At 75.7% G+C, this 13,015-nt stretch carries 1 protein-coding gene; it reads left to right on the top strand.

What is annotated here, in order from left to right; translation table 11 throughout:
• Positions 1 to 279: 279 nt before the first annotated feature.
• The gene (locus tag ACQ9ZG_RS33080; protein ID WP_499281555.1) at positions 280 to 12,978 is read left to right on the top strand and encodes an amino acid adenylation domain-containing protein; all 12,699 of its coding nucleotides are present in this window, start codon (positions 280 to 282) and stop codon (positions 12,976 to 12,978) included.
• The last annotated feature ends 37 nt before the right edge of the window (positions 12,979 to 13,015 follow it).

Raw genomic sequence — 13,015 nt, 5'->3', positions numbered from 1 at the left:
CCTCCTCGCCTCGCCTGTCTTCCCCGCGCTTCTCCTGCCTCTCCTGCCTCTTCCGCCTCTTCCGTCCCTGCGGAGAGCCGGAGCCGCGTATTCCTGTCGTCCTCGCCGCGCCGGGGTCAGTCTCAGGGCGCACGCGGTCTCCTCCCGTCGGTTGATCCTCTGCCGCCGGGGCGTTTTTAAGATCATCGACGGGGGCCGGCGACCGGCCGGAGCAACGATCAGTGCGTGCGTATCCGCGCGTGTGGAGAACGGACCGACGGACCGGTGGACGACACCAACATGACACTGCTGGATGTACTGCTGGGCGCGGTTCGGGAGGCTCCCGGGCAGGTCGTCGTCCATGTGCGCGGCGACGGCGGCGAACTGACCGTCACCCTCCGCGAACTGCTGGACGACGCGCTGCGCGTGGCCGGGGGGCTGCGGGGGGCGGGCATCGCGCCGGGGACCTGTGTGCCCCTGCTGGCCGATCGGAGCGAGGACTTCCAGCCGATGTTCTGGGGCGCGCTCGCCGCCGGGCTCGTCCCCGTGCCGCTGGCTCCCGACGGCCGGCGCGCGCTGCCGGTCTGGGAGCACCTGGGCCGGCCGCCCCTCGTCGTGGATGCGGCGAGCGCGTCGGTGGTGGCGGAACTCCCCGGTGACGTACGGGCTCTGGACGTCGATGCGCTGCGCCGGGGGCCGGTGCTGGAGGAACCCGCCGTCGCCGGGCCGGACGAGGTCGCGTTCCTGCAGTTCTCGTCCGGGAGCACCGGTGTGCCCAAGGGGGTGGAGGTGACCCATCGGGCGGTGCTCGCCAATCTGGAGCAGATAGGCGCGGCCTCGGGGCTCGGTTCCGGTGATGTCGTGGTCAGCTGGATGCCGTACTTCCATGACATGGGCCTCATCGGTACCCACCTGGCGCCGCTCGCCGCCCGTGCCAAGCAGGTCAAGATCGGACCGCTGACGTTCGCCAAGCGGCCCCGGGTGTGGTTCGAGGTGGCGGACCGGCATCGGGCCACGGTGCTCTCCGCGGCCAACTTCGCCCTCGCGCTGGCCGTACGGCGGGTTCCCGAGGAGGTCGTCGGGCGGCTGGATCTGTCGAGCGTCCGGCTGATGCTGGTGGGGGCGGAGCCGATCGCCCCTGCGGTGTGGCGGGAGTTCGCGCGCCGGATGCGCCCGGCGGGCCTCGATCCGGCGGCGGCCCAGCCGGTCTACGGACTGGCGGAGGCGACGCTGGCGGTGACGTTCCCGCCTCCGGGTGAGGTCGCCGAGCCGCTGGTCCTGGACCGGGCGGCGCTGGGCCGGGGCAGAGCCGTCGACACCGTGGCGGGCGCGGGGGCCGTCGAGTTGATGGATGTGGGGCTTCCGGTGGCGGGGTGCGCCGTACGGATCGTCGACGACGGGGGCGTGGAGCTGGGCGACCGGCGGGTCGGGCACATCCTGGTACGCGGCCCCCAGCTGGCCCGTGGCTACCACGGCCTTCCGGGTGCGAGCGCGGAGGTGTTCTCCGACGGGTGGCTGCGCACCGGCGACCTCGGGTTCCTGCGGGAGGGGCGGCTGTGTGTGACGGGCCGCCACAAGGACGTGCTGTTCCTCAACGGCCGTACCTTCCACGCCCCTGACCTGGAGGCGGTCGCCGCGGCCACCCCCGGGCTGCCTCCGGGCGCCCCCGCGGTGGTGGGCTCGACCGACCCCGTGACGGGTGGCGAGCGCGTGGTCGTCGTCGTCCCCTGGGCCCGGCCGCCGCGCGAGGCTGCGGAGGTGCTCGAACGGGTCGCGGCCCGGGTGCGCGAGGCGCTCCTCCATGACGATGTGCGCGTGCTGGCCCTGGCTCCGGGGGCCTTTCCCCGGACGACGAGCGGGAAGCTGCAGCGGCAGCGGCTGCGGGAGCGGTTCGAGGCGGGTCGGCTGGGAGCGGGGGTGGTCGGCCGGCCGTCCGGCGGTGCGGAGGCCCTGCCTGCCGTCCGGGCCGAGGCGCCCCGGTCGCGCGGGGAGGCCGAGCAGGTCGTGCGGGAGGTGTGGGCGCGGGTGCTGGGGCGGGCCGCCGGGACCATCGGGCTCCACGAGCCGTTCGGGAGCCTCGGGGGGACGTCGCTCAAGGCCATGGAGGTGCTCGTTGCTCTGGAGGACGCGTTCGGGCTGGCTCTGCCGCCTGCGGTGATCCGTGACCACGGCACCGTCGCCGCGCTGGCCGGGCACCTTCTGGCGGTCCCGCCGGTTCGGGACGCCGACCGGGTGCGGGCCGCTTCCGAGGCCGCGTCGGGGGGCCGGGATGCCGGGGCGGCTTCCGCAGCCGGAGCCGGCTCCGCGACGGTCCCCGCCCTCGTCCAGGCCGCCGCTTCGGCCGCCGCCTCCGGGGTCCGGGTGCCCGGGGAAGCTTCCGTGTCCGCCTCCGCAGCCGTCATCGGGATGGCCTGCCGCTTTCCCGGGGCCGACACGCCCGACGCCTTCTGGGACCTGCTCGTCGAGGGGCGCGACGCTGTCACCCCCGTACCGGAAGGGCGTTGGGGTGGCTCCGGGGACCGCACGTCGGCAGGGCGCCGGGCGCGATGGGGTGCTCTGCTGGACGACCCCGCCGCATTCGACGCGGGCTACTTCGGTATCGGTGCGGACGAGGCCCGCGCGCTCGATCCGCAGGCGCGGATCTTCCTCGAACTCGCCCATGAGGCCCTCGAACGTGCCGGATACGCGGGGCCCCGTCGGCGTGGCCTCCGGGTCGGGGTGTTCGCGGCTGTCGGGGAGAGCGGCTACCGCGAGGTGCTGGACCGCGCCTCCGCCGACGGGTCGCCGCTGCCCGGTGTGCTCACCGGGAATCTGCCGAGCCTCATCGCCGCCCGGGTCTCGCAGTGCCTCGATCTCGACGGGCCGGCGCTCGCCGTCGACACGGCGTGCTCGTCGGGGCTGGTCGCCCTCCATCTGGCACGGCGCAGTCTGGCCGAGGGTGAGTGCGATCTCGCCGTGGTAGGCGGGGTCAACCTGCATCTGACCGCTACCGGTCACCGATTGCTGGAGGACGCCCAGGCCCTCTCCCCCACCGGGCGCAGCCGCGCCTTCGGCGCGGACGCCGACGGGTTCGTGCCGGGTGAAGGGGGTGCCGCGATCGTCCTGACGCGGTGGGACGCCGCGCGGGCGGGGGGCGATCGGGTGCTCGCGGTCGTCCGGGGCACGGCCGTCAACAACGACGGGCGTTCGATGAGCCTCCTGGCGCCCAACCCGTTGCGGCAGCGCGAGGTCATCGGCCGGGCGTACGAGGCGGCCGGGGTCGATCCCGCCTCGGTCACCTATGTGGAGGCCCATGGGACGGGTACGGCCGTGGGTGATCCGATCGAGCTGCGGTCGCTCGCCCACGCGTTTCCCGTACGGCCGGACGGCGAGCCCCGGCTGCTCGGCTCGGTCAAGACGAACATCGGGCATCTCCTCAACGCGGCGGCGCTGCCGTCCCTGGTGAAGGTCGTGCTGGCCCTCGGCCACCGGAGGCTTCCCCCGTCGCTGCACCACGCCTCCCCCGCGCCGGGCCTCGCGCCCGCCGGGTTCTCCGTGGTGACCGAGGCCCGTGAGTGGACCGCGGCCGGGACGCTCGTGGCGGGGGTCAACGCCTTCGGGTTCGGAGGCACCAACGCCCATGCCGTGCTGGAGGAGGCGCCGCGCCATGTGGCGGATGTGGTGGATGCGGTGAACGTGTCGGATGCGGCGGATGCGGGCGCCTCGTCCTCCGGCCTCCCGTACGAGAGCGGATCGGGGGGCGCCGCCCGTCTGCTGACCCTGTCGGCCCGGAGCACGGACGGGCTGCGGGCGGCGGCTGACCGGCTGGCCGCTCATCTGGACGGGCATCCGGAGCTGGACGAGGGGGATGTGTGCCTGACCGCGAGCACCTCGCGGGACGACGGCCCCCACCGGCTCGCCGTCGTCGCGGAAGGTGATCTGGCCGCCCGGCTTGCGACCGCCGCCGCGCACGGAGGGGTGGTCGCCCGTGCGCGGCCCCGGGTCGTCTTCCTGTTTCCCGGGCAGGGGGCGCAGTTCCCGGGCCGGGACCGGGCTCTGTACCGTACGGCTCCGCTGTTCCGCGACACCCTCGACGAGGCGTCCGACCTCCTCGGGCCGGTCCGGGGGCGGGCCCTGGTGGAGTGGGCGCTCGACCCGGATGCCGACCCTGCCGACCTGGCCCTCACCGAGGTGGCGCAGCCGTTGCTGGTCGCCTCCGGGGTCGCGCTCGCCCGCCAGCTGCGCACGTGGGGTGCGGAGCCCGACGCGGTGGCCGGGCACAGTGTCGGGGAGATCGCCGCGGCCTGTGCGGGCGGGGTGCTGAGCCTGCCGGACGCCGTGCGGTTCGCCGCCGAACGCGGCCGTCTCATGGGGGAGTTCACGGAGGCCGGGGCCATGCTGGCCGTACGTGGGGGCGAGGAGGCCGTCGCGGCGTTGGTGGCCGAGTCCGCCGCGGCGGAGGGCGGTGCCGGAGGCGGCGGGGAGCTCGCTGTCGCGGCGTACAACGGGCCGGGGCTTCAGGTCCTCTCCGGTTCCCTCCCCGCCGTCGAGCGCGCCGCTCGTCACCTGGACGGCCGGGGCGTTCCCGTACGCCGTCTGCGGGTGTCCCGGGCCTTCCACTCGCCGCTCATGCTCCCGGTGGCGGAGCGGCTCGCCGACGCGGCGCGTGCGCTCACCGTGCACGAGCCGTCCGTCCCGCTGATGAGCACCGTCACCGCCGAGTGGCAGCCCGTTCCCGGCCCGGAGTACCTGCGCGACCATGCCCTGCGGCCGGTCCTGTTCGGGGCCGCCGTGGAGCGCCTGGCACGGGAGGGGTACGACACGTTCGTCGAGGTCGGGCACGGGGCGACCCTGTCCGGTGCGGCCCGCGCGGCGGCGCAGGCGGGGGCGGACGGCGGTGCGACGCCCGGTGATGTGCTGGTGCTTCCCGCCCTGCCCGGCGGTCCCGACAGCCGTACGGCGCCGGGCGACGACCGTACGACGGGGAGCGGCGGGCGGCGCGCGCTGCTGGAGACCGTCGGGCGGCTCTGGTCGCGAGGGGTGCCGCTGGACCGTACCGCGCTCGACGCGGGCCACCGGCGGGTTCCGCTGCCCACCTACCCCTTCCGGCGCGACCGGTACTGGGCCGATCCGCCGGTGAGTCCCCTGCTGCACCGGGTGAGGTGGGAGGACACCGCGCTGCCCGATGCCTCGACCGCGGTCGTACGGTCCGTGCTGCTGACCGGACCCGACGCCACGGCCGTCGAACTACTGGGGCGTCAACTGGCCGCCGAGGGAGTCCCGCTGCACACCGGGGGCGAGGAGCCACCGGACGCCGTGGTGCTGGTGGCCGGGCCCGCACCGGCCCTGGAGGAGGGCGCCGACGCGGTCGGCCGGGCGCAGGAGGCCGCGCTGGCCGCCTTCGACGTGGCGCTCGGCAGGCTCGACGCGACGCGGGCGCGCCGGATGGTGGTGCTGACGGAGGACGTCCACACCACGGGGGTAGCGCCCGAGCGGCCACGGCCCGCCCACGCGGTGCTGGGCGGGGCGCTGCTGGCCCTGCCGGTGGAGACACCGGGCCGTTCGGCCGTCGGGGTCGACCTCTGCTCATTGGACACCCCTGCTCAGCGGCTGGCGGCCGTGCTGGCGGAGCTGCGCGCGGACGGTGACGGCGCTCCGGGCGAGGCCATCACGGTCGCGTGGCGGGCGGGGCGCAGGCTCACCCGCCGGATCGCGCCGCTGGCGGCCCCAGTGGCGGCCGCGTCCCCGCTGCCGTCCGACGGCACCTTCCTCATCACCGGGGGCGGTGGCGGAATCGGGGGTGCGCTCGCCCGCGAGCTGGCCGGAAGGGGCCGGCCCGTTCTCGTGCTCGCCGGGCGCTCACCGGAGCCGCCCGCCGGGCTCGTCGAGGAGTTGCGGGCCCTGGGCGCGACCGTCCACTACCGCGTGGCCGATGTCTCGGTGGAGCGGGACGTCGACGTGCTCATCGGTGGACTGCCCCGTCTGGACGGCCTCTTCCACGCGGCGGGGGTGGTGCGCCCCGGCACGCTGCGGAACCGGCGCGCCGAGGAGAGCGCCGCCGCCCTGGCCGCGAAGGCACGGGGAGCCGTGCTGCTCTCGGCTGCTCTGCGACGGCACGGGCTCGACCCGGTGGTCTGCGTCGCGTTCTCGTCCGTCTCGGCGCTGCTGCCCGGCCTGGCGGGCGGCCTGGGCGAGTACGCCGGTGCCAACGCCTTCCTCGACGCGTTCGCCGCCTCGGAGCGGCGGGCGGGCAGGCCCTGGCGGTCCGTGAACCTCGCCGCGTTCGCCGGGACGGGGATGGCCGCGGGCCTCGGTGCGGGCCCGGGCGCCGCTTCCGGGCAGGGGTCCCCCGTTGCACGGCGGGCCGGTGGCCGGCCGGTGGGCACCGGCCCCGCACTGGAGGCACTCCTGACGGCGTGCGGGACCGACGCGCCGCAGGTGCTGCTGGCGGACCTTGAGCCCCCGCGCTCGCATGCGGATGCGGACGGGGCCCCGTCGTCGGGTACGGGTCCGGTGGTGCCGTCTCGGCCCGCGGAGGTCGTTCCGCTGTCCGGGCCTACGTCCCCGTCTCCGGCCGGTGCCACCGGGCCGACCGCCGACGCCGCTGCCCGTACGAGTACGGGTGCCGGTACGGATACCGCCGCGTTGCTGCGTCGGCTCCTGGGCGCGGCGTTGCGGCTGCCCGCCGCCGAGATCCCCGACGACGCGCCGTTCCTCTCCCTCGGCCTCGACTCGCTCGCCGCCGTCGACCTCGTACGGCAGCTCGAACGGGAGTCGGGCGCAGCCCTGCCCGCCACGCTCTTCTTCGAGTACCGGACCGTCCGTGAGCTGGCCGCCCATCTGGACGCCTCCGCAGCCCCGGCTCCGGTGCCCTCGCCGGCCCCTTCCCCGGTCGCTGACGGGGTGGCGTTCCCGCTCACCCCGGTCCAGCTGGCCCTGTACACCGGCGAGCGGCTGCATCCGGACATCCCGGCCCACGGGTATGTCCGCCAGACCGTCCGGGGCCCTCTGGACACCGGACTCCTCGGCCGCGCCCTCGCCGCGCTGGCCGACCGGCACTCCATGCTGCGGATCCGTATCGCGAGCGGCGCGGGGGACGGAGGCGGCGGGGTGCCCCGGCAGTACGTCGCGCCTGCCGCCGCCCTCGCCGACTGGTACGAGGTGCGCGAGCGGCCCGGTCCCGTCGAGGAGCTGGAGAACGCCCTGCGCAACCGGCCGTTCGACCTCTCCGCCGAGCCGCCGGTCCGCGCGGTCCTCGCCCGCGAAGCCCCGGACCTGGCCCATCTGGTGCTGGTGATCCACCATGCGGCGGGCGACGGATACAGCCTCAACGTCCTCGCGGAGGAACTCTGGTCGCTCTACACCGCCTTCGCGCAGGGGCGGGAGCAGGCTACCGAACTGCCCGTGCTCTCCACCGACTTCGCGCGCTACTCCGCCGCTGCCGCCGAGGAGCGGGCCTCCGCCGCCGGGGCCGGGGCCCTCGCCGCCGATCTGCGTCACTGGTCGGAGCGGCTGGCCTCCCGGGGCGAGGCGCTGCGGCTGCCGTACGACGGTGATCCGGACGCCCTCCCGACCGCTCCCCTGGCCACCCATCTCAGCGCCCTGGAAGCGCGGTCGACCGCCGCGCTGGAGGAGCGGGCCGCCGCGCACGGGGTGAGCCTGTTCCATTTGCTGCTCGCCGTCCATGTGCGGTGTCTGGGACGGTGGAGCGGCGGGCAGCGCGAGATCGCGGTGAACGTCGCCCGCGCCCGGCGGGAGGGCCGGCTGCCGGGGCTGGACCGGCTGGTGGGGCCGCTGGCCGACACCCTGCCGCTGCTGTGCGAGAGCGATCCGGACGAGTCGGTGTGGGAGCTGGCCGAGCGGATCGGGCGGATCTGGCTGGAGAGCGAGCGGCATGCGGCGCCCACCGGCCTCGACCTGGCCCGGCTGCGGAGAGAACGCCCCGCCGGGGCGGAGCGGGGGGCGGTGGGTCCGGCCGGGGCCGGACCGAGGGCCCTGGGCGCGGTGGCGGCCGGGCCGGAGACCGTGAGCGCGGCTGTCGCCGAGCCGCGGACCCCGGGCGCGGTGGTGGCCGGGCCGAGGACCGTGAGCCCGGCCGGGTTCAGCTTCGCCCGCTTCCCGGCCGCGCTCGACGCGCGGTGCCCGGTGTCGGTCCGGCCGACCGCCGCCGGGACCGGGACGAGCGCGACCCGGCTCAGCCTGCTGTGCTGGCAGGACGACACGGTCCTGCGGTTCTCGTGGAACTTCCCCGTCCGCCTCTTCGACCCGGCGACGGTGGCCCGCCTGGACCGCGACTTCCACGACGAGCTGACCGCCCTCACCGGGGCGGACGGGCCCACCGTCCAGGACGGGGCCGGGGCCGGGACCGCGCACCCGACAGCCGAAGGCAGTTCCGGGTCCGGGTCCGGGTCCGGGTCCGGGTCCGGGTCCGGGTCCGGGTCCGGGTCCGGGTCCGGGTCCGCCACGATCGTGGGGCGGCTCCTCGCACGCTTCCGGGCCACCCCGGACGCGATCGCCGTCGACACGGGCGCGGGGAGCACACCGGCCGGGCGCGGCACCGGCACCACTCTCACGTACGCAGAACTCGACCGCGCCTCCCATGCGCTCGCGGCCCGGCTCGTGGCCCGGGGGGTCACCCCGGGGAGCCTCGTCGGGCTCCTCACCGAGCCCGGCGCCGACGCCGTCGTCTCGGTCGTCGCCGTTCTGCGCGCGGGCGCCGGGTGGGTGCCGCTGGACGCCGGCCACCCGACCGCGCGCCTCGCGGACCAGCTCGGCCGTTCGGGCGCCCGTACGGTGCTCTGCCATGACGCGACCCGTGCGGCGGCCGAGGCCCTCGGTGATGGCGCCCTGGTCCCCGTCGACCGGTCCGAGCCCGTACCGGAGGAACAGGCATGCGGGAACCCGCCGGACGGTCGGAACGGTCCGGACGGGCCCGTGGACGCGGACGCCCTCGCCTACGTGATCTTCACCTCCGGGTCCACCGGGCGCCCCAAGGCCGTACCCATCACCTACCGTTCGATGGAGAACTACCTCTCCTGGGCCCTCCGCACCTTCGGCTACGACGAGCACGACCGGCTCGCCCAGACGGCGTCACTCTGCTTCGACGCCTCCGTACGCCAGCTCCTGGCGCCCCTGCTGGTCGGGGCGACCGTGGTGACGGTGGACCGGGAGCTTCTGCGCGACCCCGACCTCCTGCTCACCCACGTCGAGCGCACCCGGATCACCGTGTGGAGCTCCGTACCGACGCTCTGGGAGCAGCTCCTGACCGCCTCGGAGGAGCGGGTACGGCGCGGAGCGCCCCGGCCCGGTCTCTCCGCCCTCCGGTGGATCCATGTCGGCGGCGAGGCCCTGTCGCCCGCGCACGTGCGCCGCTGGTTCGATCTCTTCGGCGACGGCCAGCGCATCGCCAACCTGTACGGGCCGACCGAGGCGACCATCAACACGACCTGCCACATCATCCGTTCCCGGCCGGCCGACGATGTGACGCGGTTGCCCATCGGGCGTCCCGTGGCGGGTACGGAGGTGGCGGTCGTCGGCCCGGACGGGGAGGACCGCCGGTTCGGCGAGTCCGGTGAACTCCTCATCGCCGGGGTCGGGTTGACCCCCGGGTATCTCGGTGAACCGGACCTGACCGAGGCCGCCTTCACGACCCGGCGGGGGCGTCGCTGGTACCGCAGCGGCGACCGTGTGCGGGCCCGCGAGGACGGCACCCTGGACTTCCTCGGGCGTCTCGACGACCAGGTGAAGGTCCGGGGCAACCGGGTCGAGCCGGGCGAGATCGCGGCCGTCCTCGAGGGCCACCGGGATGTCACCCAGGCCGTGGTCCTGCTCCAGGACGGACGTCTCGTCGCGTTCGTGACGCCGAGGGCGGGGGCGTCCGGCGTGGACGCGGTGGCGCTGCGGGTCCATCTCGCGGCGGCGCTGCCGCCGTACATGGTCCCGTCCCGCATCGTCCCGGTCGAGAGGATGCCGCTCACGGGCAACGGGAAGATCGACCGGTCCCGGCTGCTCACAGCCGGGACCGGGGCGGGTGCGGCGGATCGGGAGAAGGGCGCGAGCGAGCCGGTGCGGGCCGGGGACGTGCCCCGTACGCCGCCCTCGACGCCCACCGAAGTCCGGCTGGTGCGCATCTGGTCCGTGCTGCTCCAGGCCGACACCGTGTGCCGTGAGGACGACTTCTTCGCCCTGGGCGGCGACTCCCTGCTCGTGCTGGAGGTGTTCGCGCGGCTGGAGACGCACGGCGGGCCGCTCCCCCGGCCGACCGTGATCTACCGCCACCGGACCCTGGCCGCCCTGGCCACCGCAGTGGACGAGGCGGCGGCTGCTCCGTCGGATGCCCCCGCGCCCGCCCCTGCGGTCCAGGGGGCCGGCGGGGACGGCCCCACGCCCTTCCCGCTGACACCGACCCAGCGCGGGTTCCTGCTGGCCGAAGCCGTGGCACCCGGGGCCTCGTCGTCCTGGCTCACGCGGCTGCGCCTGCGCGGCCCGCTCGACACCGCCCGTTTCCAGGCCTCGGTGGACGCCCTCGTCGTACGGCACCCCATGCTCCGTACCGTCTTCCCCGCCGGGGCGCGCCCGGCGGTCCAGCAGGAGCTGCCGCCGTCACTGCGGCTCCCCGTCGACTTCGAGACCCTCACCGACCCGCGCCAGGTGGAGGAGAGGGTCGCCGCCGAGCGGGAGCGCCGCTTCGAGCCCTGGGCGTGGCCGCTCCTGCGCCTGCGGGTCCTCACCCTGGCCCCCGGCGACCATGTGCTCGTGGTGCACGCGCACCACATCATCGGTGACGGCTACAGCGCGGCGCTCCTGACACGGGAGCTGACGACCGTGTACGACGCCCTGTCCGGCGGTGAGGAACCGGCTCTGGCCCCTCTGCGCAGCACCTTCCGCGACCACGCCGTCCGCCTCACCGGCCGGGATTCCGGCACGGGTGCCGTCACATCGGCGCCGGCAGCGGCCTCGGCTTCGCCTTCGGCGCGGGACCAGGGCCGGTGGGTGCGGCTCAGCAGGCCCTACGAGCCACCGGTCCTCGGTGGCGGTGACGAGGGCGGCGGAGCCGGGGCACGCCGTCATGTGCCCTTCCTCACCCACTCGTTCACGATCGAGGCCGACCAGGTGGCGGAGCTGCGCCATCTCGCCTCGGGTGCGGGCGCCACCCTCTACGCCCCCGTGCTGACCGCGTACTACCGGGCGCTCGTGGCGGAGACCGGGCGGGCGGACCTGGTGCTCGGACTCGCCCTGAGCGGCCGGGACCACGCCCTCCCCGACACGCACCGGGTGTTCGGGCCGTATGCCACCGCCGTACCCCTGCGACCGGTCCGTCCGGACGACGGACGGCCCTTCGGCCAGGCGGACTTCGCCGGGGATCTCCGGCGTGTCGTCGCGGAGGCCACGGCGGCGCAGGTCCATGACGGTCCCGTGCCTTCGCTGCCCACCGGGCTGCCCCTGGCCTCGCAGTTCTTCTTCACGTACGTGGACTTCTCCGCTCTCGGGCCGGAGGGCGGACGCACGCTGACGGTGCACCGCGAGGACAGCGGCGGCGAGGGCGTGAGCGGGTTCACGCCGCCTCCGGTCGGTACGGATGTGTTCCTGGCGGCCGGTACGGACGCCGGGCGGCTGCGGCTCACCGTCCGGGCGTCTGCGGCGGCGTTCACGCCGGACGGCCTGGCCGTGTTCGCGGGCAGGATCCGGGACGGGCTGACGCGGGCGGTGGCCGCGCAGCCGGTGGCCGCGCAGCCGGTACCGGAACAGCGGCGTGCCGGGAGCGGGGGCGCGGCGCACGCGATCGCCGGTCCCGAACCGGTCGGGTCCGCGCGGGAGCCGCGCGTGGATGCCGCGCTGATCGGCTATCTGCCGTCCCCGGCGCACCTCGCCCGACTGGCCCGGCTGCCGCAGGCGGAGCTGCCGCGCGAGCAGTTGCGCACCCTGTTGTTCCCCGACGGGCGCCCCCGGCTCCTGGAGACGCTGAGCACCCCGCTGGGGCGTTCGGGCTTCGTCTGCGTCCCGCTCTTCGCGGACGAACTGGCCCCGGGCGACGCGCTGCTCGGGCACACCGCGCGCGGGGTGGACCTCGCCGCCTCCTTCGGTGCCCGCTCCGTCTCGCTCGCCGGCATGATCCCCTCGCTCACCGGCTACGGGTTCGACGTCGTGCGCGCCGTCGGTACGGGCGAGGGTGCCCCGGCGGTCACCACCGGCCATGCGGCGACCGTGGTCTCCGTCGTCAAGACCGTCCATGCGGCGCTCGAGGCGACCGGGCAGGAGCTGGGCGCCCTCACCGTGGCGTTCGTGGGGCTGGGTTCCATCGGCTCCTCCTCCCTGGAGCTGCTGCTCGGCCGGGCTCCCGCGCCGCCCGCCCGGCTGCTGCTCTGCGACGTACCGGGCAGCGGTCCACGGCTCAAGGAGTTCGCCGAGCGGCTCCGCGAACGCGGTCTCGCGGACGCCGTCGACGTCCTGGAGTCGGACGGGGGGCTTCCCGACGCGGTCTACGGGGCTCGCCTCATCGTCGCGGCGGTCAGCGGCGGCGGCGCGCTCCTCGACGTGGACCGGCTCGAACCCGGTACGACGGTGGTCGACGACTCGTTCCCGCACTGCTTCGACACCGGGCGGGCCGTCAGCCGGATGGACCGGGCACGGGACGTCCTGGTCGTCGGGGGCGGGCTGCTGAACGCCGGGACCGTCGAACGGCAGGTGGCCGAGGGGCTGCCGGCCGCCGCGGTGGCCGGGTATCTCGCGCAGCCCTCGATCCCGGACACCATCGCGTCCTGCCGGCTGGAGTCCCTGCTCCACGCCTCCGGGACCACGGATCTCCCGCTGGTCCGGGGAACGGTCGACACAGCCACCGGCCGCGCCTACTGGGCGGCCGCGGAGGCCACCGGGACGCGGGCGGCGCCGCTGCACCTGCTCACCCGCACCGTCGACGGGGACATGGCCCGGCAGGTGCCCGACCGTGCCGTCCCGCCGGGCCGTCCGGACCACCTGGACCGCCCGGGCCTCCCCGAACAGCGGTTCGGGAGCGAAACGTAAGAATTGTCTCGCCGTGCCCTTCGCCCTCTCCGTCCGG

The organism is Streptomyces araujoniae (genome assembly GCF_050871195.1).
In the GTDB taxonomy this organism is placed as follows: domain Bacteria; phylum Actinomycetota; class Actinomycetes; order Streptomycetales; family Streptomycetaceae; genus Streptomyces; species Streptomyces bacillaris.
Note: the sequence above shows the minus strand (reverse complement) of the source record. Positions and strands in the feature narration are given on the sequence as shown.

Bases quoted from the DNA above. Each gene is read 5' to 3' on its own strand.
- ACQ9ZG_RS33080 (WP_499281555.1), top strand. From the start codon at position 280: ATGACACTGCTGGATGTACTGCTGGGCGCGGTTCGGGAGGCTCCCGGG.